This is a genomic window from Streptomyces sp. NBC_01481 (assembly GCF_026339995.1).
In the GTDB taxonomy this organism is placed as follows: domain Bacteria; phylum Actinomycetota; class Actinomycetes; order Streptomycetales; family Streptomycetaceae; genus Streptomyces.
This window is the reverse complement of record NZ_JAPEPT010000004.1, coordinates 18,096-41,564: the sequence shown is the minus strand read 5'-3', so window position 1 is coordinate 41,564 and position 23,469 is coordinate 18,096. Positions and strand designations below refer to the sequence as shown.

General features: G+C 69.8%; 19 protein-coding genes. 7 read left to right on the top strand and 12 right to left on the bottom strand.

Annotation, left to right across the window (positions count from 1 at the left end; translation table 11 throughout):
* Positions 1 to 30: 30 nt before the first annotated feature.
* The gene (locus OOK40_RS21990) at positions 31 to 354 is read right to left on the bottom strand and encodes a plasmid stabilization protein (protein WP_266484633.1); all 324 of its coding nucleotides are present in this window, start codon (positions 352 to 354) and stop codon (positions 31 to 33) included.
* Positions 355 to 505: 151 nt separating this feature from the next.
* On the opposite strand from OOK40_RS21990, the gene OOK40_RS21985 reads away from it, so the two are divergent.
* The gene (locus OOK40_RS21985) at positions 506 to 2,767 is read left to right on the top strand and encodes a SpoIIE family protein phosphatase (protein ID WP_266484631.1); all 2,262 of its coding nucleotides are present in this window, start codon (positions 506 to 508) and stop codon (positions 2,765 to 2,767) included.
* A gap of 13 nt (positions 2,768 to 2,780) precedes the next feature.
* Here OOK40_RS21985 and OOK40_RS21980 read toward each other — a convergent pair whose 3' ends face one another.
* Together OOK40_RS21980 and OOK40_RS21975 are read right to left on the bottom strand one after the other, a co-directional pair.
* Positions 2,781 to 5,723, bottom strand: a complete 2,943-nt coding sequence (locus OOK40_RS21980; protein ID WP_266484629.1) for a HAMP domain-containing protein — start codon at positions 5,721 to 5,723, stop codon at positions 2,781 to 2,783.
* A 314-nt stretch (positions 5,724 to 6,037) separates the two neighbouring features.
* Positions 6,038 to 6,463: an ATP-binding protein gene (locus OOK40_RS21975; RefSeq protein ID WP_266484627.1), complete on the bottom strand. Its 426-nt coding sequence runs from the start codon at positions 6,461 to 6,463 to the stop codon at positions 6,038 to 6,040.
* Positions 6,464 to 6,584: 121 nt separating this feature from the next.
* Here OOK40_RS21975 and OOK40_RS21970 point away from each other — a divergent pair, with 121 nt between their 5' ends.
* Positions 6,585 to 7,460, top strand: a complete 876-nt coding sequence (locus OOK40_RS21970; protein WP_266484625.1) for a SigB/SigF/SigG family RNA polymerase sigma factor — start codon at positions 6,585 to 6,587, stop codon at positions 7,458 to 7,460.
* Positions 7,461 to 7,487: 27 nt separating this feature from the next.
* Here OOK40_RS21970 and OOK40_RS21965 read toward each other — a convergent pair whose 3' ends face one another.
* The 3 genes from OOK40_RS21965 to OOK40_RS21955 all read right to left on the bottom strand — a co-directional run bounded on the left by OOK40_RS21965 (position 7,488) and on the right by OOK40_RS21955 (position 8,900).
* Positions 7,488 to 7,940 (bottom strand): ATP-binding protein, encoded by a 453-nt coding sequence (locus tag OOK40_RS21965; protein WP_266484623.1) that lies wholly within the window; start codon positions 7,938 to 7,940, stop codon positions 7,488 to 7,490.
* A gap of 11 nt (positions 7,941 to 7,951) precedes the next feature.
* Entirely contained in the window at positions 7,952 to 8,350 is a 399-nt protein-coding gene (locus OOK40_RS21960) for an STAS domain-containing protein (protein ID WP_266484621.1), read from the bottom strand.
* A 172-nt stretch (positions 8,351 to 8,522) separates the two neighbouring features.
* Positions 8,523 to 8,900, bottom strand: coding sequence for a DUF2795 domain-containing protein (locus tag OOK40_RS21955; RefSeq protein WP_266486485.1), 378 nt, complete (start codon positions 8,898 to 8,900; stop codon positions 8,523 to 8,525).
* A gap of 236 nt (positions 8,901 to 9,136) precedes the next feature.
* On the opposite strand from OOK40_RS21955, the gene OOK40_RS21950 reads away from it, so the two are divergent.
* Positions 9,137 to 9,928 (top strand): SigB/SigF/SigG family RNA polymerase sigma factor, encoded by a 792-nt coding sequence (locus OOK40_RS21950; RefSeq protein WP_266484618.1) that lies wholly within the window; start codon positions 9,137 to 9,139, stop codon positions 9,926 to 9,928.
* Positions 9,929 to 9,968: 40 nt separating this feature from the next.
* Here the strand turns inward: OOK40_RS21950 and OOK40_RS21945 are convergent, their stop codons facing one another.
* Positions 9,969 to 11,195, bottom strand: coding sequence for an aromatic acid exporter family protein (locus OOK40_RS21945; RefSeq protein WP_266484615.1), 1,227 nt, complete (start codon positions 11,193 to 11,195; stop codon positions 9,969 to 9,971).
* Between the two features lie 69 nt (positions 11,196 to 11,264).
* Positions 11,265 to 11,513 (bottom strand): DUF5133 domain-containing protein, encoded by a 249-nt coding sequence (locus OOK40_RS21940; protein WP_266484613.1) that lies wholly within the window; start codon positions 11,511 to 11,513, stop codon positions 11,265 to 11,267.
* Between the two features lie 278 nt (positions 11,514 to 11,791).
* On the opposite strand from OOK40_RS21940, the gene OOK40_RS21935 reads away from it, so the two are divergent.
* The 3 genes from OOK40_RS21935 to OOK40_RS21925 all read left to right on the top strand — a co-directional run bounded on the left by OOK40_RS21935 (position 11,792) and on the right by OOK40_RS21925 (position 16,520).
* Entirely contained in the window at positions 11,792 to 12,817 is a 1,026-nt protein-coding gene (locus tag OOK40_RS21935; protein ID WP_266484608.1) for a PHP domain-containing protein, read from the top strand.
* Positions 12,818 to 13,002: 185 nt separating this feature from the next.
* Positions 13,003 to 15,060, top strand: a complete 2,058-nt coding sequence (locus OOK40_RS21930) for a phosphocholine-specific phospholipase C (RefSeq protein WP_266484605.1) — start codon at positions 13,003 to 13,005, stop codon at positions 15,058 to 15,060.
* Positions 15,061 to 15,215: 155 nt separating this feature from the next.
* The gene (locus tag OOK40_RS21925; RefSeq protein WP_266484602.1) at positions 15,216 to 16,520 is read left to right on the top strand and encodes an LCP family protein; all 1,305 of its coding nucleotides are present in this window, start codon (positions 15,216 to 15,218) and stop codon (positions 16,518 to 16,520) included.
* A 27-nt stretch (positions 16,521 to 16,547) separates the two neighbouring features.
* On the opposite strand, the gene OOK40_RS21920 is transcribed toward OOK40_RS21925, so the two are convergent.
* The 3 genes from OOK40_RS21920 to OOK40_RS21910 form a co-directional block, all read right to left on the bottom strand.
* Positions 16,548 to 16,931: a VOC family protein gene (locus tag OOK40_RS21920; protein ID WP_266484597.1), complete on the bottom strand. Its 384-nt coding sequence runs from the start codon at positions 16,929 to 16,931 to the stop codon at positions 16,548 to 16,550.
* Between the two features lie 143 nt (positions 16,932 to 17,074).
* Positions 17,075 to 19,129, bottom strand: a complete 2,055-nt coding sequence (locus OOK40_RS21915) for a SpoIIE family protein phosphatase (RefSeq protein ID WP_266484595.1) — start codon at positions 19,127 to 19,129, stop codon at positions 17,075 to 17,077.
* Positions 19,130 to 19,213: 84 nt separating this feature from the next.
* The gene (locus OOK40_RS21910; RefSeq protein ID WP_266484593.1) at positions 19,214 to 20,491 is read right to left on the bottom strand and encodes a DUF2254 family protein; all 1,278 of its coding nucleotides are present in this window, start codon (positions 20,489 to 20,491) and stop codon (positions 19,214 to 19,216) included.
* A 209-nt stretch (positions 20,492 to 20,700) separates the two neighbouring features.
* Here OOK40_RS21910 and OOK40_RS21905 point away from each other — a divergent pair, with 209 nt between their 5' ends.
* The gene (locus tag OOK40_RS21905; RefSeq protein ID WP_266484590.1) at positions 20,701 to 20,937 is read left to right on the top strand and encodes a hypothetical protein; all 237 of its coding nucleotides are present in this window, start codon (positions 20,701 to 20,703) and stop codon (positions 20,935 to 20,937) included.
* A 145-nt stretch (positions 20,938 to 21,082) separates the two neighbouring features.
* On the opposite strand, the gene OOK40_RS21900 is transcribed toward OOK40_RS21905, so the two are convergent.
* Positions 21,083 to 23,464, bottom strand: coding sequence for a phosphoketolase (locus tag OOK40_RS21900; protein WP_266486482.1), 2,382 nt, complete (start codon positions 23,462 to 23,464; stop codon positions 21,083 to 21,085).
* Positions 23,465 to 23,469: the final 5 nt, after the last annotated feature.

Below are 23,469 nucleotides of genomic sequence, written 5' to 3'. Positions count from 1 at the left end.
CGGACCCGCGCGGTGACGCGGCTGCCGGAGTCAGCGGCCCAGTGAGCGCTTGAGCTCGTCCTTGTTCATGGCCGACCGGCCATGGATGTTGCGGCGCTGCGCCTCGGCGTACAGCTGGTCGTAGGTCGGCCCCTCGGATCCGCTGTGCGAGCGCTTGCCACCGCGTCGCGAGGAGGACATGTCCTCGATGGAGCTCTTGCTCGCCGTGCGGGACTCCCCCGAGCGGGCTCGCTCCTTGTTCACCGTACGGGCGGCGATCTCCTCGGCGCGCTTCTTGCTCTCGCCGCGCTCCTGAGCGCTCTCCTTGATGTGTTCGTACTGGCGTTCTCGCTTGGCGCTTGAACCGCGAGGCATGACAACTCCTTCGGGGTCCCGTCCGGATGGTTCCCCACCACCCTGCGGCGGTCCGCCTGCGGCCGCAATCCGGGGCACCGCCGCGTAAAATCCAGATCGGGCGCGATCGCCCGCATCGCGCCGTCTGCCCGGGATGGGGGTAGTCGTGATCATGCCTGCGCAGGAGCCTTCGGGCCTGAGCGGCGGGCACGACGAACGGTCCGCCGCGCTCGCCGGCCTCGCCGCCGACAACGCGGGTCTGCGCGCGCAGCTCACGCGGCGGCATCTGATCGATCTGGCCACCGGGATCCTGGTGGCGCAGCTGCAGGCGTCGCCCGCCGAGGCCGCCGAGCACCTCGCCCGGCTCGCCGAGGCGACGGGGGTGAGTACGCAGGACCTGGCCGCGGACATCGTCAACGGCGTGGCGGGAACCATCGCCATCGCACCTCCCGCGGGGGGCGAGGGCGCTCTCGCCGGGGCCCGCCGGATGCGCCAGGTCGTCACCGCGGCCGAGGCGAACGAGGCGGTGAGCGAGGCGGCGGCCACCTTGCTGGACGGCGGACTGCGCCCGCTCGGCGTGCGGAGTCTGTGGCTGTGGCGGCGCATGGAGTCCGACTGTCTGCGCCTGGCCGGACACGCCGGAGTGAGCGCCACCGAAGCCGCGCGATGGCAGTGGATCCCGCCCGGCCTCCCGGCTCCCTTCCAGTCGGTCCTCACCGAGGGCTCGCCGGTGTGGCTGGCCACGGGGCCGCCCATGGACGTCGTCCTTCCCGGCCCGGGACCCGAGGCCGCCCGCGCACTGCTGCCGCTGCGGCTCCAGGGCGCGACCGTGGGGCTGGCCCTCGCCGTCTGGCCCGGCCGCGCGGAGCTCGACGAGAATCTGCGCCGCGCGCTGACCGATCTGATCGACGTGGCGGCGAGGGTACTCAATGCCACGGAGGCCGAACCGTCCCGGTCGCCACTGCTCGACGACCTGGTCGACGCCCTGGCCCATCCGGCGGCGACGGTGCGCCGGGGTCCGGACTCCTCGACGCTGTCGGTCGAGCACCTCAACGAGCCGGCGTCCGAAGCACTCGGCGGGACCTACCAGGCAGTGGGGCAGCCGCTCGAAGTGGCCTTCCCCCGGCACCATGCCGACCTCGCGCCGCTCATCCGGCGCGCGTACGAGGCCACTGCCCTCCAGCGCGCGGCCCGCGTCCCCGTGGAACACCGCGAGGGCTCCCCCGCCCCTCTCCTCGATGTGCGTGTCCTGGCGGCCGGCGACGAACAGGCGGTCGTCCTCTGGCACACCGGCAGCGACCTGCGGACGGCCGCCACTCGCGCGGTGAGCCAACTCCAGGGCGTCGCGCCGTTCGAGGACGATCTCGTCGCCGGCACATCGAGCTGGAGCGAGCAGGCGTACGGAATTCTCGGCGTCGATCCGCAGTCGCAGCCGATCCCTCTCTCGAAGCTGCTGCTGCGCGTGCATCCGGAGGACGGCGACGATCTGACCGAGCTGCTGTCGACGCTCACCGAGCGGCGCAAGGGAGCGGTCGCGGTGGTGCGCGTCATCCGGGCCGACGGTGGGCTGCGGCATGTACGGATCGCGGCGGAGCCGCTGCTCGACGAGGGGGTCCTCACCGGGCTCACCGGCGTGTATCAGGACGTCTCGGCCGGGTTCCACGCCGAGGTGGCCCTCACCGCCACCTTCGACCAGCTCACCGCCGTTCAGGCGCAGGCAGCCCTGCGGCACCGGCTGGCCCTCCAGCTGCAGCAGGCGATCGTCCCCGAGATGCCCGCCCTGCGGCGACTGCCCGGGCTGCAGGCGACGGCCCGTTACCGGCCCGCGGTCCAGGAGTACCGCGTGGGCGGGGACTGGTACGACGTACTCCCGCTACCCAACGGCAGGGTGCTGGTCGCGGTCGGCGACATCGCCGGGCACGGCATCGACTCCGCCACGGGAATGGTGGCCCTGCGCAACGCCCTGCGGGGACTGGCCTTCACCGGGCACACACCGGGACGGCTCATGCAGTGGCTGAACGAGGTCACCCTGAACACGCAGGGACACCCGACGGCCACCGCGGTCTGCGCACTCTACGATCCGGCCGACCGGACGCTGTGCTGGGCGAGCGCCGGGCATCTGCCACCGCTGCTGCTGCGGGACGGCACGGCGCAGCTGATCGACCCGCCGCGCGACATCCTGCTGGGGGCCGTCCCCTCGTCCGTCTACAGGGAGACGATCACGCAGTTGAAGCCCGGCGACACGCTTCTGCTGTACACCGACGGGCTCATCGAACGCCGTCACGACGGGCTGGACCAGGGCCTGGAGACGCTGCGGCGGGCAGCCCAGGAGCTGAGCGCCTGCGAGGTCGAGGAACAGGCGGACCGGCTGCTGAGCGAGGCCACGGGCGACACGGACGACGACACCAGCCTCATCGCGATCCGCGTCGTCTGACGTCGGCGCTCACTCAGCGTCCGCGCGCCAGCCAGGTACGGATGCGCGCCATCAGATCGTCCGCGTCCACGGGTTTGGCCACATAGTCGTTGGCTCCGGCCGTCAGGGCCTTGGCGCGGTCGCCGGGCATCGCCTTGGCGGTGACCGCGATGATGGGAACCTCGGTGAAACGCGGCAGTTCCCTGATCGCCGCCATGGTGGCATTGCCGTCCATACCGGCCATCATCACGTCCATCACGATGAGATCCACCTCGCCGTGTTCCCTGAGCAGATCGATCCCGGCCCTGCCGTTGTCCGCCTGGAGTACCCGCATGCCCTCCCGCTCGAGGATCTGGGTCATCGCGAAAATGTTGCGGATGTCGTCGTCCACCACCAGGACCGTGTGTCCCGTGGCCGGTTCCTCCTCGCCGGGCGCTCCGGCCGGATGCTCCTGACGGTCGGCGCGGTCCTGCCGTCCACGGTGCTGGACCCGGACCGGCAGATAGAGCGTGAAGGTGCTGCCAAGGCCCACCGTGCTCTCCACCACGATGGCGCCGCCGAGGAGTTGTGCCACCTCACGGCTGATGGACAGGCCGAGTCCGGTTCCGCCGTAGCGGCGGGAGGTGGTGCCGTCGCCCTGCTGAAAGGCTCCGAACACACTCTGGAGGCGGTCGGCCGGGATGCCGATTCCGGTGTCGGTGACCCGGAAGGCGATCACCGGCCCGGCATCGCGCAGCGCGGGCGGCAGTTGCTCGTCGGTGACGGTGTGGACGCGGAGTTCGACACTGCCCTCCTCGGTGAACTTCAGCGCATTGGACACGAGGTTGCGCAGCACCTGCCGCAGCCGTGCCTCGTCGGTGGTGAGTTCGTCGGGGATCCCCGGCTCGGCCACCACCCGGAAGGCCAGGCCGCGATCGCCCGCCACCGGCCGGAAGGTCGCCTCGACATACTCGAGAAGCTGATGCAGGAAAACCGGCTCGGGATGGATGTCCATCTTCCCGGCTTCGACCTTCGACAGATCCAGGATGTCGTTGATCAACTGGAGCAGATCGGAACCGGCGGAGTGGATCACCTCGGCATAGTCGACCTGCTTCTGCGTCAGGTTGCCTTCGAGGTTCTGGGCGAGCAACTGGGCAAGGATGAGAAGGCTGTTGAGCGGCGTACGCAGCTCATGGCTCATGTTGGCCAGGAACTCGGACTTGTACATCGAGGTGCGCGACAGCTGCTGGGCGCGGGCCTCCAGTTCCTGGCGCGCCTGCTCGATCTCCAGGTTCTTTCGCTCGATGTCACGGTTGCGGTCGGCCAGCAGCGCGGCCTTCTCCTTCAGTTCGGCGTTGGAGCGCTGGAGCTCTTCCTGGCGCGCCTGCAACTCCCCCGAACGGGCGCTGAGTTCCGCCGTGAGGCGCTGCGACTGGTCGAGGAGTTCGTCGGTACGCACATTCGCGATCAGCGAGCTGAGGTTCACGCCGACCGTCTCGATGAACTGGTCGAGGAAGTCACGGTGGATGACGGTCAGGGGGCGCAGCGCCGCGAGTTCGATGACTCCGAGGACCTGCCCCTCGACGACGATCGGCAGCACGATGAGGTGGGCGGGGTCCATGCGGCCGGTGCCGGAGACGATGGTCGCGTAGCCGGGCGGCAGGTCCTCGACCGTGATGGTGTGGCGGCTCTGCGCGGCCTGCCCGACGAGGGACTGGCCGAGCCGGAAGCGGCGGGGTCCCGCCGCCGGGTCGTCGGGCACCCCGTACCCGGCGATCACGACCAGTTCGAGTCCCTCGCCCCCGTCCTGGGCCAGGAAGAAGCCGCCGTACTGCGCGGAGACCAGCGGGGGCACCTCGGTCATGATCAGCTCGGCGACCGCGGGGAGGCTTCGGGTGCCCTGCATCAGGCTGGAGATACGGGCCAGATGCGTCTTGAGCCAGTCCTGCTCCTCATTGGCCCGAGTCGTCGCACGCAGGGACTCCACCATCGCGTTGATGTTGTCCTTGAGGTCGCCGACCTCTCCGGGGGCCTCGACCGTGATGGACCGGGTGAGGTCGCCCTCCGCGACCGCGCTGGTCACCTCCGCGATGGCGCGCACCTGCCGGGTCAGATTGCCGGCCAGTTCATTGACGTTCTCGGTGAGTCGCTTCCACGTACCGGAAACGCCCTCCACCTCTGCCTGGCCGCCGAGCCGGCCCTCGCTGCCCACCTCGCGGGCCACGCGCGTGACCTCGGCGGCGAAGGACGACAGCTGGTCGACCATGGTGTTGATGGTGGTCTTGAGCTCCAGAATCTCCCCGCGCGCGTCGACATCGATCTTGCGCCTCAGGTCGCCGCGCGCCACGGCGGTGGTCACCTGGGCGATGTTGCGTACCTGGTTGGTCAGGTTGTTCGCCATGGAGTTGACGTTGTCGGTCAGGTCCTTCCAAGTACCCGACACGCCCTGGACGGTGGCCTGCCCGCCGAGTTTTCCGTCCGTGCCCACCTCGCGGGCGACCCTGCTGACCTCCTCGGCGAACGAGGAGAGCCGGTCCACCATCGTGTTGATGGTCTCCTTGAGCTCCAGGATCTCCCCGCGGGCGTCGACTCTGATCTTCTGCGTGAGGTCGCCGCGCGCCACGGCGGTCACGACCTGGGCGGTTGACCGGACCTGCGAGGTCAGATTGTCGGCCATGGTGTTGACGCCCGTGGTGAGTTCCCGCCAGACGCCACGCACATGGGGTTCCCGTGCGTGACCGCCGAGCAGCCCCTGGCCACCCACTTCCCGGGCGACCCGGGTGACCTCGGAGGTGACCTGTGTCAGCTGTTCCACCATGGCGTTGTAGATGGTCGCGATCTCACCGAGCAGCCCGCCGGCGTCGTCGGGCAGCCGGGTGGAGAGGTCTCCGTCCCGCACGGCCGTGAGTCCGGCCAGCAGCTTTCTCAGCCCGTCCTCACCCAGCTCAGCGGGGGGCCGGGCCCGGTGCGGATCGGGCGTGTGGGCGGGCACATCCATCGCTGACCTCGCGCTGTCGTGACTCAACTGCGCCCCCGCTGTCCGACCGGGCGGACAGGCGGTCGGGGCGGCTCTCCCCACTCTGACACGCAGTACCGGCGCGGACACCCCGGGCGCCGGAAAACCGCAGCTCACCCGGTCCCTGGGCCGAGGGTCTGTCGTTTGGATCAGGCCGGATCAGCGAGCGGGGTCTGGTGCGTGCGATCGCAAGGCGGAAGGAGCCGACGCGGAGCGTCGGCGACTGACGACAACGCAGCGAGCGTGCGTGCCAGGGCACGCGAGCCCGGCAAGATCCGAACGACAGGCCCTAAGGATCACTCGGGAATGGTGACCACGAACCAGACGGCCTTGCCCGTTCCGCGCGGCACCCAGCCCCAGCCGTCGGAGAGCTGCTGCAGCAGATACAGGCCGTGCCCCGAGGAACTGGCCGGCCGGTGCGGGCCGTGCGGTCGGGGCCGTACCGGACTGGTGTCGCTGACCTGGACCCACAGCCGCCCGGGAGCCCTGTCGAGCCCCAGCTCGACGGGCGTCCCGCCGTGCAGGCACGAATTGGTGACGACCTCGGAGACAAGCAGCAGTATGTCCGCCTTCAGAACGCTTCCGGAGGGGCCGGAAAGGCTGTACCACTCGTCGAGCACCTGCCGCGTCAGGTCGCGGCACCGGCCCACCACGCCCGGCCCGCCCGCCAGCGGAAATCGGCGGCTGTCGGTCGCCTGCCGTTGTTTCTGTGCCCGGTCCACAGGGTGCGGGTGCCCCATCGGGCGGCATCAAAGCACCGTAAATGGGCATCTTCAAGGCAGAGCTCATACGACGGTCACGCTGCATCGGCAGCGCCGGCCTCCGCCCCGTCGAGGAAGCCTCATGTCCACCAGGACTCGAACCCAGCCGACCGATACCAAGCAGGCAGTCGTCGCACGCCGTAGGGCGCCGGACGGCATACCGGAGATCGCGGACCCGCTGTCCGTCAGCACCGTGGACGCACGGACGCTGTCGGCCTCGCTGTTCAAGCGTCTCGCCACGCTCGAAGAGGGCACCGCTGAGTACTCGTATGTCCGCAACACCCTGGTCGAGCTCAACCTCAGCCTCGTGAAATTCGCCGCCCGGCGGTTCCGCAGCCGGTCCGAACCCACCGAGGACATCATCCAGGTCGGGACGATCGGCCTCATCAAGGCGATCAACCGCTTCGACGCCGAGCGCGGCATCGAATTCACCAGCTTCGCCCTGCCGACAATCGTCGGCGAGATCAAGCGCTTCTTCCGCGACACCAGCTGGGCCGTCCAGGTGCCACGCCGTCTCCAGGAGCTGCGCATCGACCTGGCCCGGGCCCGCGACCAGATGGAACAGCACCTGGGCCGCTGCCCGACCGCCGCCGAGCTGGCCGCCCATCTCGGGGTCACCGAAGCCGAGGTGGTCGAGGGGGAGCAGGCGGCGAATGGCTACGTGGCCCGCTCCCTGGATGCCCCGGTCGACGAGGACGACGCCCTGAGCGCCCTCACCCGCGGCCTGGGCAACGAGGACCCTGCCTTCGACATCGTGGAGGCCGTCGCGTCCCTCAAGCCCGTGATCGCCTCGCTCGGGGAGCGGGACCGGCTGATCCTCTCGCTGCGCTTCGGCGAGGAACTGACGCAGTCCGAGATCGGCGCCCGGCTCGGGCTGTCGCAGATGCATGTCTCACGGCTGCTGGCCGCCATCTACGCGACGCTGCGGGCCGCACTCCTCGACGACGCCTCGTCCTGAGCCGCTCGGCCCTGAACCGCCCGGGACCTACGGGGGCGGCCACTCCCCCGCCGCGTGCGCCGGAGTGCCGACCTCCAGCCAGACGACCTTGCCGTCGCCCACGGGCGCCCAGCCCCAGCTCCGCGCCAGCCGCTCGATCACGATCAGGCCGTGGCCCCCGGGCTGCGAGACGACCTGCGGTACCCGCGGCCTCGGAGGCTCGGGGCTGGCGTCGGCGACCTCGATCCGCAGCCGGTCGCCGGTGTGGTTGAGCACGAGCTCGGTGGGCCCGCCCGCGTGCAGGCAGGCGTTGGTGACCAGTTCCGACACAAGGAGCAGTACATCCTCGGCAAGCTCCGCGTCCTGCCGCGTCCGGGCAGGCGTCCACCCCCAGTCGGCCAGAGCCTGTTCGGTGAAGTCACGGCAGCGGCCCACGACCCCCTTGGTGCCGAACAGCGCCAGTCGACGGGTCTGCCCCTGCCCGCGGACGCTCACGCCCATCCGTTCCTCGCCTACTTCGGCCACTCGTCCGCCAGCGCCTCGTCGAGGCCGGCGTACACCGGGAACACCGCCTGGGCACCGGTGATGTCGAACATGCGGGCCACCGGCGGCCGCAGCGCGGACAGCGCCAGACGGCCGTCCGCCTCGCGCGCCGCGAGCCGCGCCCGCAGCAGCAGGTTCAGGCCGGTGGAATCGCAGAAGTTCAGGTCCGCGCAGTCGACCACGATCCGCTCGGGTGCGGCCCGCACAGCGTCCGACAGGGCCTCACGCAGCGGCTCGGCCGTGTCGTGATCGAGTTCGCCCGAGAGTACGAGGACGACGGCACCGGCCACCGGCCTCACTTCGACGTCGAAGCGTCCCTTCTGGGCGGCACCATCCCCCTGCGGCTGTCCGGCGACTCCCGACACCATGGGGATTCTCCCGCTCCTCGCGACGTCCATCCGGTCATGTCGATGCTTTCGACGTTGGCAGGGCGAGACCGCCTCCGCCACCGGGCCCGTTCCCGCGCCCGCTTCCCGGGACTCAGGAGACGTACCCGCTGCCCGGGTCTCCACACCCGGGGTGATTGCTTCGGCGAAGCCGTCAGGACCGGCGTGGGAGGGCGCTGACGATTTCGTGTGCGGTGCGGTACGTGTGGTGGGCGGGCAGCCGGTTGACCATGTCGACCAGCCGGTCGGGAGCATGCCGCGCGGTCAGAGTGTGTACCAGTTCGCGACGCGTGGCCGGGAAGGCCGTACGGCCCAGGTGCCGCGCCAGTTCGATCCGCAACTGCTCGTCGGGGCCCAGCGAGCCCATCGTGGTCACGAAGCCCAAGGCGATCTCCGGGTCGTCGTCGGCGCCGGGCTCGGGGTCGTGCCACTCCTCCACCCGCGTGGGGTGTCCGGAACGGAGCAGGCCCTGCAATTCATGCTTCATCTCTTCGTCCTTGTGGACGCTGAGGCGATCACTGCCTCGCTGCATGTCCTCCTCCTCGATCGTGGGGAGACTGTGCACGTACCCGATCGGCGCCTTCTGACACAGGCCGACGGCGCACGTTTCCGAGAGGTTCGACCGGGCACCTGCGTCATGTGCTCCGGACAGGAGGCACGTCCCGTGAGAGCGATCAGCTCCGGGCGTGCACCGGTCCTGCCCGGCGGATCTCCGGTGATCCGACCACGCCCGCCCGAATGAGGACCACTCAGGGAGCTGCGAGCACCATGCGTACCCACACGAACGGCAAGCATCCGCACGACGACGCACCCGACACCGCGGACGCGTTCCGGAAGATGTCCGCACTGCCCGACGGAGCCGAACGGCGGCTCCTGCGCCAGGAGATCGTGTACGCCTGGCTGCCCATGTCGGAACGGCTGGCCGGCCGCTTCCGCAACCGCGGGGAGTCCCTCGAGGATCTGCGGCAGGTCGCCGCCCTCGGCCTGGTCAAGGCCGTCGACCACTACGACCCGTCCCGCGGCCACGCATTCGAGAGCTACGCCGTACCGACCGTGGTCGGCGAGGTCAAGCGCCACTTCCGCGACCACATGTGGGCCATGCATGTGCCGCGCCGAGTCCAGGATCTGCGCAACCGTGTCCGGGTCGCCCGCCGGGACCTCGCCCAGTCCATCCCCGGCCGCGACCCTTCCGCGGCCGAAATCGCCCAGTACACCGGAATGACCGAGGACGAGGTGCGGGAGGGGCTCTCGGCGCTCGAGAGCTTCACCGCGCTCTCCCTCGACGCCGAAACAGCCGGTTCCGAGGACGGATACTCCCTCCGCGACACTCTCGGCACACCCGACCCGGCGATCGACGTGCTCGTGGACCGCGAGGCGGTCAAACCGGAGCTGAGCAGGCTGTCGCAGCGCGAGCAGCGCATCCTCTACCTGCGCTTCTTCCGGGACATGACCCAGAGCAGCATCGCGAAGGACCTGGGCATCTCCCAGATGCATGTGTCCCGGCTGATCAGCCGCTGCTGCGCGCATCTGCGCGAACAGGTCATGCAGGAGGCCGCGTAACCCGTACCGCCCCGGCCCGCAGGCACCGCGCGCGGGCCGGTCAGCGGGACGCGGCCCGCCGCTGGCGTTTGCCGCGCGCCCACCGGCTGATGGCGGAGATCCACGGATACCGTTCGTGCTGCTCCCGGGTCACCCGGTCCAGTTCCTCCATCAGGCGCTGCGAGCGGTGGTCCATGTCCAGCTCGTCGAGGATCCGGTCGATCTCCGTGAGCAGCGCGCCGTGCAGCTGCCAGTCGCGAGGATGCCGTTGCACGCCCTGGAGAAGCAGCTCCGCGGCCTTCTCCCGTGCTGCGGCGGCCGCGGCGAGCTCGTCGGCCAGCCGGGACTCCGCCGCGTCGGCGCTGCGGCTCACCTGTGTGGTCACCATTACGGAGAAGCTGACCAGCGCATCGGCGACATGGCCCAGCAGTTCCTCGAGGGCGACACCCACCTCCGGCGGGAACACGTCCTGCCCACCGCGCTTCTTGGCGAGGTCGGTCATCGTGCGGGCCAGTACGCGCAGGACCACCGCACAGATTTCGAGGGTGTCGAGCCCCGTACGCAGCACGACCCGGTGCAGCAGCGCCTCTTTGACCCGCGGATTGAGCCGGAGGCTGTCCTCCGCCTGCCGCAGAGCCCCGTCGACTTCCGCGATGTTGTTGTCGAGGCGGCGTGCCTCATGAAGACGGGCGGCCGCGCGCTCGACGGGAGTGGGGCCGCTCAGCTCCTCGCCGATGTGCAGGAGCAGTCGGCGCATGCGCCGGGCGAGGTCCTCGATGGAGTCACCGGCGGGACCCACCCATACCGGTGGCACGAACACGACGTTGAACAAGAGCCCCACGACCGCGCCGATCAGTGTCTCCAGGACCCGGTCCCAGGCCGCGCCGCCGACCTGGGTCACACCGAGCACGAGCATCGCGCTGATCGCGACCTCGGGCACGAACTCGTCGACGCGGACCAGTCGACCGACCACGAGCGAAGCCAGGATGATCAGCCCCAGGCTCCACCACGTCAGGCCGACGAGCGCACTGAAGCCGATGGCGATCAGTACGCCCGCGACGACGGAGTTCACCCGGCGGATACCGGTCGTGAGGGTGGAGTAGAGGGTCACCTGGACAACGAGGAGCGCGGTGAGGGGCGCGGTGAGCGGCGCGGGTTCGCTGCTCAGCTGCAGGGCGACGACGTACGAGATCGTCGCGGCCGCCGTCGAGCGCACCGTCTGGACGACGGCGGGCTCGCGGCGCCGGCGGACCAGTTCGGCCACCGGCGCCGTCACGGACTTGGTCACCTCACGCACTCCTTGATCCTTCCCGCTCGTCAGCGGGCGGACCCGGGCAGTCCTCCAGCGGTGCCCCGGTCAGCTGACCGTGGGTGACGAGCGCTGCCCGGCGGACCCCTTCGCGGGCCGGGTCCGGGCCACATAGCGCTCCGCCTTGAGCACGGCCTCTCTGGCCGTGCGCTCACCCATCAGCACGCACAGCGTGTACGCCGTGTCCTCGAAGCGCATCCGCGCGCCACGGTCGTGGGGCGCGTGCAGAAAGTGGTGTTCGTGTGCCCGATAGAGCGCCATCAGGCGGGTGATCACAGCGGTGTCCGGCATCAACATCAGTGCCCTCCTTGAGTGAAAAGCACCAGCGGGCGGTCCGTTCCGGCCCCCACCAGGGGCACGGACGGCCGCAGCGGGCCTGCCGTACGTCGGAGTCATCCGGCCGTTCATTTTCGCCCGGGGTTGTCACACCCGCCATTCGCGTGACTACCGTGAGCGAATTTCGGCTACCGAAGCTGTATACGGCCGTACGGGGTGCCGCGGATTGCGGGGCGGGCGACAGTGGGAGGAACGGCCGGGAACCGGTGGATCCACCGGCACGGTGCGAAGGAGACGAGATGCACCCCGTGGAGGCGCTGGAACGGATCGCGTTTCTGCTGGAGCGCAGCGGCGCGGAGACCTATCGGGTCCGCGCCTTTCGCGCCGCGTCCGCGGTACTGGTGAAGATGTCCGACGACGAGATCCGCCGGCGCGCGGCTTCGGGCTCCCTGGAAGCGGTCAAGGGCATCGGCCCGAAGACCGCGGGTGTCGTACGCGAGGCCCTGGCCGGTGAGGTACCCGCCTACCTTCGGCGGCTGGAGGACGAGGCGTCCGGGCCGCTGGCCGACGGCGGTACTCACCTGCGCGCCCTGCTGCGGGGAGACTGTCATCTGCACTCGGACTGGTCGGACGGCGGCAGCCCGATCGAGGCGATGGGGCGGGCGGCGATCGCGCTGGGGCACGAGTGGGCCGTACTCACCGATCACTCTCCCCGGCTGACGGTCGCCAGTGGTCTGTCGGCGGAGCGGCTGCGCGAGCAGTTGGAGGTCGTGGCGGAGCTCAACGCCCGCTGGGCCCCGTTCCGGCTACTGACCGGCATCGAGTGCGACATCCTGTCGGACGGCTCGCTCGACCAGGAGCCGGAACTGCTCGACCAGTTGGACCTCGTTGTCGTCTCGGTCCACTCCGAACTGCGGATGGAATCCGCACCGATGACGCGGCGCATGGTCAAAGCCGTCCAGAACCCGCTGGCCGATGTGCTGGGCCACTGCACGGGCCGGCTGGTCTCCGAAAGGCGACGGCCTCCGTCGCAGTTCGACGCCGAGGAGGTCTTCGCCGCCTGTGCCGCTCACGGCACAGCCGTGGAGATCAACAGCAGGCCCGAGCGCCGCGATCCGCCCAAGAGCCTGCTGCGGCATGCGGTGGCCGCCGGGGCCTTCTTCTCCGTCGACTCCGACGCGCACGCCCCCGGACAGCTCGACTGGCAGATCATCGGCTGTGCCCGGGCAGAGGAGTGCGAGGTGCCCGCGGAGCGAGTGATCAACACCTGGAGCGCCGAGCACCTGCTCGACTGGACCGTGTCCCGGGCGGCCCCGGCCTCCTGAGGCTAGGTCCTGTCCGGGGAACGCTCCACCGAAACTCCAGTTCGCGCCATTTCCGGGACCCCGCCGGGCTGTTCGCGATGAGTACCTCGCTCTTTCACGCGTACGACACCGCCTCTTCCCTTTCGCTCGTTCCTCTTGGAAACTCCGCTCGCTCCTGTTTCCTCACCCCCAAGAGGGCCACACTCATGCCTGAACTCAATCGGCGGCGCTTCCTGCAGATCGCCGGCGCCACCGCCGGTTTCGCCGCCTTGTCCAGCAGCATCGACCGTGCCGCCGCCATTCCCGCGGCACGCCGCTCCGGCACCATCAAGGACGTCGAGCATGTCGTCGTGCTGATGCAGGAGAACCGTTCGTTCGACCACTACTTCGGCGCGATGAAGGGCGTACGCGGCTTCGGCGACCCGCGCCCCGTGTCCACCGGCCCCGGCAAGTCGGTCTGGTACCAGGCGGACGGCAACAAGGAGGTGCTGCCGTACCACCCGGACGCCGAGGACCTCGGCATGCAGTTCATCGCGGGCCTCGACCACGACTGGGCGGGCGGCCACAAGGCCTGGAACAACGGCAAGTACGACCAGTGGATACCGGCCAAGTCCGCGGGCACGATGGCGTATCTGACGCGCAACGACATTCCGTTCCACTACGCCCTCGCGGACGCGTTCACCGTCTGCGACGCGTACCACTGTTCGTTCATCGGAGCCACCGACCCCAACCGCTACTACATGTGGACGGGTCACACGGGCAACGACGGCAAGGGCGGCGGTCCGGTCCTCGGCAATCAGGAAGCCGGCTACGACTGGACGACGTACCCGGAGCGGCTGCAGCAGGCCGGTATCTCGTGGAAGATCTACCAGGACATCGGCGACGGCCTGGACGCGGCCGGCTCCTGGGGCTGGATCGAGGACGCCTACCGCGGCAACTACGGCGACAACTCACTGCTGTACTTCAACCAGTACCGCAACGCCAAGCCCGGTGACCCGCTGTACGACAAGGCCCGCACCGGCACCAACGTCAAGGGCGGCGACGGCTACTTCGACCTGCTCAAGGCCGATGTGCAGGCCGGGAAACTCCCCCAGGTCTCCTACATCGCCGCCCCCGAGGCCTTCACCGAGCACCCCAACTGGCCCGCGAACTACGGCGCCTGGTACATCGCGCAGGTCCTTGACGCGCTCACCTCCAACCCCGAGGTGTGGAGCAAGACCGCGCTGTTCATCACGTACGACGAGAACGACGGGTACTTCGACCACGTGCCCCCGCCCTACGCGCCGGCTTCGGCCGCGCAGGGCCTGTCGACCGTGGACACCGCGCTCGACAACTTCGGCGGCAACGCCTCCTACGCCGCGGGTCCGTACGGCCTCGGCCAGCGCGTGCCCATGCTCGTCGTCTCCCCCTGGAGCACCGGCGGATTCGTCTGCTCCGAGGTCTTCGACCACACCTCGATCGTCCGCTTCATGGAGAACCGCTTCGGCGTGAGCGAGCCGAACATCTCACCCTGGCGGCGCGCCATCTGCGGCGACCTGACCTCGGCCTTCGACTTCGGCCTCAAGAACACTGAGCCCGCCGCGCTCCCCGACACCGACGCGTACCAGCCGCCGGACAACGTCCGCCACCCCGACTACGTCCCGAAGCCGCCTGCCAAGCCCACGCTGCCCAAGCAGGAGGCGGGTTCGAGGCCCGCGCGTCCCCTGCGGTACGCGCCGCTGGTGAACGGGGCGTCCACGCCGTCGACCGGTCGCTTCACGCTCACCTTCAGCGGTGGCGCGTCGGCGGGTGCCCAGTTCCTGGTGGCGTCCGGCAACCGTACGGACGGACCGTGGACCTACACCGCCGCCGCGGGGAAGCAGCTCTCCGACACGTGGAACACGGAATACTCCAACGACGTGTACGACCTCACGGTGTACGGCCCGAACGGATTCCTGCGCAGCTTCAAGGGACCCGGCAAGGCCGCGGGACCCGAGGTGACGGCCCGCCACATCGCTTCCAGCGGCAGCGTCGAGCTGACGATGACGAACGCGGGCAGCGCCACCTGCCGTCTCACAGTGACGCAGGCGTACGGCGGTGCGAAGCGGACGTTCACCGTGCGCCCGGGCGGACGCGTCGTGCACACGGTGGATCTGTGCCGCAGCAAGCGCTGGTACGACCTGAGCGTGGTGTCCGACCGGAACGCGACCTTCCTGCGCCGGTTCGCAGGGCATGTCGAGAACGGCCGGCCGGGCGTGAGTGACCCGGCGATCATCACCGTCTGACCCGGACTCCGGACCCGAGGGGGTCGCCCGCTGTCGGCGGGCGGCCCCCTTTTCCCTCGAATGGCGCGCGCGTCCGCCGATCGTGCAGAACCCTCCCGTGCTTTTGTCGATTATCGGTTGAGATCCGCTGGGATTCGATGTCGGAGGAGATCTCTGTGCGCAGCTTCACCCTCTCCGCTGTTCTGGTCGCCACGCTGGCCTCGGGCGGCTCCCTGTGGACAGCCGATCAACTGGCATCCCCGTCCTCGCGCGCGGACGAATCCAAGGGCACCAATGTCCTTCTCGCCGGAATCGACCGGCGCACCGGGATGTCCGCCGAGGAGATCAAACGCCTGCACGTCGGCGGCAAGGGATGCGACTGCACGGACGTGCTGATGCTGGTGCACATCGCCGAGGACGGTCGCCGGATGACGGCGGTCTCCATTCCCCGTGACTCCTATGTGGAGTTCGCTGATCACGCGCATCCGCGGCACTCCGGAAAAATCAACGGCGCCTTCGCGCACGGCGGCGGAGATCTCGCGGTCCGGACCGTGGAGAAGGCGACCGGCCTGAAGATCGACCATTATCTCGAGACGGACTTCACCGGCTTCGTGAACGCCGTCGACGGTTTCGGCGGCGCGAAGGTGTGTACGGACAAGCCGCTGGTCGACCTCGGCTCGGGGCTGAACCTGCCGGCGGGAACACGCGTGCTGGACGGGCGCCGCGCCCTTCGCTACGTCCGCGCCCGCCATCTCTCCCCGCCCGGCGATCTCGGCCGGGTCCGGCGCCAGCAGCGCCTGCTCATCGACATGCTCTCCCGGCTGAGGGAGGAAGGGGCGTTCGCCAATCCGGCCGCTACGGCACAGACGGCGCTGGCGCTGCACCGGTTCGTACGCGCCGACGAGGACACGAGCCTCGCGGATCTCGCGCATCTGGGCTCACTGCTGGGCGGGCTCAAGGCGGATCAGACGGAGTTCGTGACCGTCCCGATCTCGGAATTCGACTACCGCGTGCCGGAGTGGGGCTCCTCACTGCTGTGGGACACGGAGCGCTCCGCGGCTCTGTGGGAAGCGCTGAGCGAAGACCGGTCGATCATCGACGACGCGGGGATCCGCCCGAGCAAGGATGTTCCGGTGGAGATTCCGCCGGCCTGGATTCATGTGCGGGTGACGGACCCTGGGGTCGCCGGTGCGCTGCGGGACAACGGCTTCGTGATCGAGGACGGCTCTGGGCAGGCCGGGGAGCCGCGCCCCGAGGGTCCGACCGTCATCACCTACGACCCGTACTGGGAGCGGTACGCGGTGACCGTCACGGCCGCGATCCCCGGCGCCGAGCTGCGCCCGGTCGCCGGGCACGGCCCGGTCTTCGACGTCGCCGTCGGATCGGAGGCCGCCTCGGTCGTCAAGGTGGTCCACGACCGGAGCAGCGTGGAGGGGGCGCCGGTCACCGGAGACCGGCTCCGGTGCGGGACCACCGAGTGAGGTGCCGGGTGCCGCGCGGCGGACGCCTCAGTCCATCTGGAGCACGGACAGGGTGTTCCCCGACGGGTCCGTGAACCAGGCGATCGGCGGGCCCTCCGCGCGCATGACGCCCTTCCCGTCCTGGTCGAAGCCGGCGTACCGCTCGAAGGTCACACCGCGCCGGGCCAGTTCGTCGACGGCTTCGTCGATGTCGGGGACCGGGAAGTTGAGCACGGTGAAGTTCGCAGCGACGTGGTTCGGCTTGGGGTAGACGAAGATCTCCGCGCCGCTCCCGAGATGCAGCGTCAGCATGCCGCCAGGGGGGCCGGTCTCCTCGGTGACCCGAAGGCCGAGCGTCTGGCCGTAGAACTCCTTTGCCTTCTGAAGATCGTTGACCGCGAAACCGCTGAACGCCTTGCTGTTCGTGAGCATGATCGCCTTCCTTCCGTCTGCCGTACGGACGAGCGGGTACGAGTATTCACACGGGACCGCCGGCCAGAGCCGCGAACCGGCCCGGGGCGCGGGATGACGGGAGCGATTCCCCCCGATGGCCGAGGCGATGGCCGAGGCGGCGGTCAGCTGTCCTGGCCGACCGGTTCGAACTCGCACCAGACCGCCTTGCCTTCGCCTCTGGGCTCCACGCCCCAGCGTGAGGCAACCGCGTCGATCATCATCAGTCCCCTTCCCGAGGTCGCCGCTTCACCCGGCGTCCTGCGGCGCGGCCAGACGCTGGAGCGGTCCTTGACCCACAGCCGCACGCGCCGTACCGGTTCGGGCAGGACTTCGAGCGTGAGGACGGCGCCGCCCTCCGTGTGGAGGAGTACGTTCACCAGCAGTTCCCCGGCGGCCAGTTCCACATCGTCCGCGAGGCCGGGCAGCCCCCAGTCCTCCAGGGCATGACGCAGCGCGGTGCGTGCCTCGGCAAGACCCTCGGGGTCGGCCTGGTGGATGTACAGGTGGATGCGGGGCGCCCGGTGGGTGCCGGGGTCGGGTGCCCGGCGCAGTACGAGCAGCGCGACATCGTCGCCGCTTCCCCAGCGCTGCCACAACCGGTCCGACAGATGGTCGGCGAGGGCCCCCGCCTCCTGGGGACCCGTACGTACGGCGTCGGCGAGCGCGTCCATCCCGGCCGCGATGTCCAGGCCGGGTTCCTCCACCAGGCCGTCGGTGCACAGGACGAGGGTCTCGCCGGGTACCAGGTCCAGCCGGGACTCGGGGTACTCCTCCTCCCTGAAAGCCGTGGCCAGGCCGAGCGGAAGTCCGCCGCGCAGGTTCGGCCGGCCGACCCGTCCGTCGGTGTGCCGGATCATCGGCCCCAAGTGGCCCGCGCGGACGGCCCGTACGCCTCCCGAGACCAGGTCGACCTGGGCGTACGTACAGGTGGCGAAGCGTTCGGTGTCGAGTTCGGCGAGAAAGCGCGACGAGCGTGCCAGCACGGTCGAGGGGTCGTGCCCCTCCCCCGCGAACGCCCGCAGCGCGATGCGCAGTTGGCCCATGATGGCGGCCGCGTGGGTGTCATGCCCCTGGACGTCGCCGACGACGATCCCGACCCGCCCCCGTGGCAGCGCGATGACGTCGTACCAGTCACCGCCCACCTCCCGGCCGCTCCACGCCGCGTGGTAGCGCACGGCGATCTCGGCGCCGGAGAACTGAGGGATGTGGCGTGGCAGCATGGAAGCCTGCAGACCGGTCGCGAACTCCCTCTCCTTGTCGAAGAGAACGGCTCGTTGCAGTGACTGGGCGACGATTCCCGCAAGACCCAGGCACAGGGTGCGGTCCTCGGAGGAGAACCTGTTCCGGCCCCGGTAGAACAGTGCCAGTCCGCCGATGGGACGGGCCTGGGCGACCAGCGGGAGGAAGGCGGCCGCGTCGACTCCGTGCCGCCCGCGGATGTGGGGCTCCAGCCTCGGAAAGGCGTCGACGAGTTCGACCAGCGAGGTCACGAACCGTGGCTGCTGAGTGAGGACGGCCTCGGCGAGCGGCAGCGATCCGTCCAGACGATTGAGGGTGAGATCGGCCAGTACTTCCGTCCCCATCCCCGACATAGCGATGATCTTGAGCGTGGAGCCCTCGACCAGTGCCAGGGCCAGCCCGTCCGCGCCGAAGCGCTCCAGGCCGCCGCTGCCCGTCAGGGCGGCGGTGACATCGTCCACGGTCACCGCTCTCGACAGCACTTCCGTGGTGCCCTGGACCATGGCGGTCATCCGCTGCCGGTCCGCCTCCAGCGGGCTGATCACCGTGAATTCGGTGAGCTCGGTGGTCGCGTTGCGCACGATTCCGACGACCCGGTAGGCCTCGCCGTGCGCATCGCGCAGGATGCGCCCCCGCGCATGCGACCACTGCCGGATCCCGTTGCGGCGTCTGACCTGGAAGTACGCGCCGTACGAGGACCGTCCGCGCTCGATGGCCTGCTCGAAGGCCGCATCGAGGCGCAGTTGCTCCTCGGGAGGCACCCGGGACTCCAGGGACTCGGGCCTGCCGTCGTACTCCCCCGGGCCCAGGTCGAACACGGCCTGCGCCGCCTCGTCGAGATCGAGGGTCCCGTTCCGCAGATCCCAGTCGAAGCTGCCCATGCGGTTCAGGGCCAGCCTCTCGCCCGGACCAATCGCGGGCCAGTGCCGTCCTGCCATGCGCTCGCTCCGGAGGAGGGACCGGAAGTTCCGGTCTGGCGGCCAGGATCGTGGCCAGCATAGCTTTGCGAAATTTGCCCCGCACTATGGCGTTTTCTCGGCGTGCGGCTCCCAGTGCAGCGGGTAATCCTCCGCCCCGGCGTCCTCCACCCAGCGCAGCCGGTCGCTCACCAGGGGGCGCCGTTCGGCCGGGCACGCCTCCAGCAGCCGCCGCAGCATCGTGCGGATCCTGAGCAGCACCATGGGTGAATCGGCGGCGGCAACGGTGATGTCGTCGACCGAGGTGGTCACATACCGCTCCCATGCGGGCACCGGGACGATCAGCCGGACGGTTCCCTCGGCGTCGGCGACCCGGCCGATGTCCAGGTCGCGGTCCGCGAGGCGGATCAGCAGGTCCTCGACGTGGTCCAGCGCTTGTACGGCGGTGGCGGGATCGTTGACCGCGGGCGAGAGCGCCTTGAGCGCGATGTCGGCCAGCAGCCGGAAGGGGAATTCGGCGTCCTGGGCGAAGCTGTGCTCCTCGCCGGTCAGCAGCGTCCCACGCAGCGCCTCCTCCGGCAGCTCCCCGCCCCGCACCTCGGCGAGCGCCATCCCGCGCGCCATCATGGCGCCCACCGACTGACGCAGGGTGATCACGCAGCCGTACTGCTTCGCCACGGCGACCAGTGCGGGCACATCGATCTGCTGGAGGACGGCCGCCCGCCCGGTCCACCGTACGGTGACGGCCTTTCCCGGGCCGGGCGGTGCACCGGCAGCGGGCGCGGCGTCCCCGTACGGCTTCGTGTACAGCACATCGAATACGCGGTGCGCCCGTGACGTGATGGCCGCCAGCGTGGGTGCCAGCTGGAGCGACTGGAACGCCCTGGTCTGAAGGTTGCGCATCAGGAGCAGTGCCACCAGCGCGAGCAGCACAGCCACCCACGGCAGAAACGCCGACACCCTCTCCTCTGTCCCGATCGCCAGCCCCGCGGTCATCGAGAAGACGAAGACCCCGATGGCGAAGGCGAAGGTCCGCCACACGATGGGATCGTCCCGGAACAGGCCGAGCCGGGGGCTGAAGGTGGTGGCGTTGAACTGCACGACCAGGAAAAGCACCGAGTAGATGATGCTCACCAGGCTGATGACGCCGAACCCGACGGTGAAAAGCAGGTTCACCACACGGCCGGCGTCGACCTCCGGCCCCGCCGTCACCTCCGGGACCGCCAGACCGAGGCCAAAGCCCACGACGGCGCAGAGCAGCTGGCTCAGCTCCGCGCGCATCGCACGCCGCGGCCGGTGGAAGAGCCCGGCGGGCCGGCTCCGCCCCCTTGGCCGCGTCCGGGCACCGCGGGGTTCGCCACCATGGTCCGCTCGCTCGGCCATCCGGCCTCCTACCGGTCTCGGACGACGCATCGAAAGCCCGGGTTCACGGTACGAAAGGACCGTCCACGCCGCGCGCCGGACACTCGATCGGCTCAATCACCAACGCCCCCGCCAGGACATTTACCGTGCGAGCCCGCAGGCTGAGGCGTGAGAGTCCCGGACGAGGCACCGGGAGCACCGGACAGGCGCGCATCCCCAGGAGGCCGCTCATGACCGCAGCCGGCGGACTCGCCCTCATCGCCCTCGGAGCGATACTCAGGTACATGGTCGACTGGCACCTCAGCTGGGTCGACGTCGATGTCCTCGGCTCTGTCTTCTTGACCGCGGGCGCTGCTGCGCTCGCCTTCGGCACCGTCACGGCCTTCAGCAGAGAGCGCCGCATCGCGCGTCGCGTCAGGGCCCATGCCTACGAGCAGCGCTGGTCCGACGAGCCGCCCCAGTCGTGACGTGACCGCGCTGATCATCATGGGCGGGGGGCCCTGGCCGCACCCGCCGTGGCGCAGGCCGCCACCCATCCGATTCCCGGCCCCGAGTCGGCCTCGGCCCAACCGGCGCCCGCAGGGCCCGAGTTGCGCCATGTCGCCGTCGCGATCATCCGGTCCAGGTCCAGTCGGCGACCTCCGGGAGGTCGGTGCCGTGCTCGCGGATCCAGGCGTGGTGGCGGGTGCGCATGTCCGCCATCTCCTGGCGTACTGCCGCGGCCCGTACACCGAGCCCGGGGACCCGGTCGATGACATCCATGACGAGCCGGTACCGGTCGAGGTCGTTGCGTACGACCATGTCGAAGGGCGTCGTCGTCGTGCCCATCTCCTTGTAGCCGCGGACGTGGAGGTTGGGGTGGCCCGCCCGTTGGTAGGCCAGGCGGTGGATCAGCCAGGGGTAGCCGTGATACGCGAAGATCACCGGCTTGTCCCGGGTGAACAGCGCGTCGTACTCGAAGTCCGCCATCCCGTGCGGGTGATCCTCCGTGGGCATCAGCCTCGTCATGTCGACGACGTTGACGACGCGCACCGCGAGGTCGGGTACGTGCCGGCGCAGCAGCTGCGCGGCGGCCAGCACCTCCTGGGTGGGCACGTCGCCCGCGCAGCCGAGGACGACGTCCGGTTCACGTTCGTGATTCGTACCCGCCCAGTCCCAGATCCCGGCTCCGCGAGCGCAGTGGGCGCGGGCCTGGTCCATCGACAGCCAGTCGAAGCAGGGCTGTTTGCCCGCGACGATCACGTTGACGTAGTCGCGGCTGTGCAGGACATGGTCGGCGACGGACAGCAGGGTGTTGGCGTCCGGCGGCAGATAGACCCGTACGACCTCGGGGCTCTTGTTGAGGACATGGTCGACGAAGCCGGGATCCTGGTGGGAGAAGCCGTTGTGGTCCTGCCGCCAGACGTGCGAGGTGAGCAGGTAGTTGAGGGAGGCGACGGGCGCACGCCACGGCAGCGACCGGGCGGTCCTGAGCCACTTGATGTGCTGGTTGACCATCGAGTCGACGATATGGACGAACGCCTCGTAGCAGGAGAACAGTCCGTGCCGGCCGGTGAGCAGATAGCCCTCCAGCCAGCCCTGGCACAGATGCTCGGAGAGCACCTCCATGACCCGGCCGTCGTGGGTGAGGTGTTCGTCGGTGGCCCTGGTCTGTGCCTGCCACGCCTTGCCGGTGACGTCGAAGAGGGCGTCAAGGCGGTTGGATGCGGTCTCGTCCGGTCCGACGACACGGAAGTCCCGGCGTTCAGCCGTGTCGGCCATGAGCTGTGCGAGCAGGCCGCCCAGTACGCGGGTTGGTTCGTGCAGGGTCGCGCCGGGCTTGTCGACGGGGACGGCGAAGTGTTCCAGCGGGGGTACGGGCAGATCCCGGACGAGAACTCCGCCATTGGCGTGCGGCGTGGAGCCGAGTCGCCGCTCGCCCATGGGGACGCAGGCCAGCACCTGCGGGCTCGGCCTGCCCGAGGCGTCGAAGAGCTCTTCGGGACGGTACGAGCGCAGCCATGCCTCCAGCTGGGCGAGGTGCTGAGGATTGTCCCGTACACCGGAGAGCGGGACTTGGTGGGAGCGCCAGGTTCCTTCGACGGGGACGCCGTCGACCTCGTGGGGCCCGGTCCAGCCCTTCGGCGTACGGAGCACGATCATCGGCCAGCGCGGCCGTTGCCGCTCTCCCCCGCTGCGCGCTTTCTGCTGGATCCCTTCGATGCGGTCCAGCGCCTCGTCCATCGCCGCGGCCATCGCCCGGTGCACCTGCTCCGGTTCGTCGCCGGTGACATGAAGCGGCTCATGGCCGTATCCACGCAGCAGATCGTCGAGTTCCGCCTCGGGCAGCCGGGACAGGACCGTCGGGTTGGCGATCTTGTAGCCGTTGAGGTGGAGGATCGGCAGCACCGCGCCGTCGCCCGCCGGGTCGAGGAATTTGTTGGAGTGCCAGGAGGCGGCAAGCGGTCCGGTCTCGGCCTCGCCGTCGCCGATCACACAGGCGACCAGGAGCTCCGGATTGTCGAGCGCTGCGCCGTAGGCGTGCGCGAGCGAGTAGCCGAGCTCTCCTCCCTCGTGGATGGAGCCGGGCGTCTCGGGTGCGACGTGGCTGGGCACACCGCCGGGGAACGAGAACTGCCGGAAGAGCCGGTCCATACCTGCCGCGTCCCGGCTCACGTCCGGATAGACGGCGCTGTAGCTGCCTTCCAGCCACGCGTTCGCGAGGACTGCGGGTCCCCCGTGGCCCGGACCCCAGATGCACAGGGCGGACAGACCACGTGCCTTGATGACCCGGTTGAGATGCGTGTGGACAAGATTGAGACCGGGTGAGGTACCCCAATGGCCCAGCAGCCGCGGCTTGATGTGCGCGGGTCGAAGCTCCTCGGTCAGCAGGGGGTTGCCCATCAGATAGATCTGTCCGACCGCGAGGTAGTTGGCGGCCCGCCAGTGCGCGTCGAGCGCTTTCAGCTCCTCGGCGCCCAGCACCGTGCGGTCCTCGACCTTGACCTTGCGCATCATCA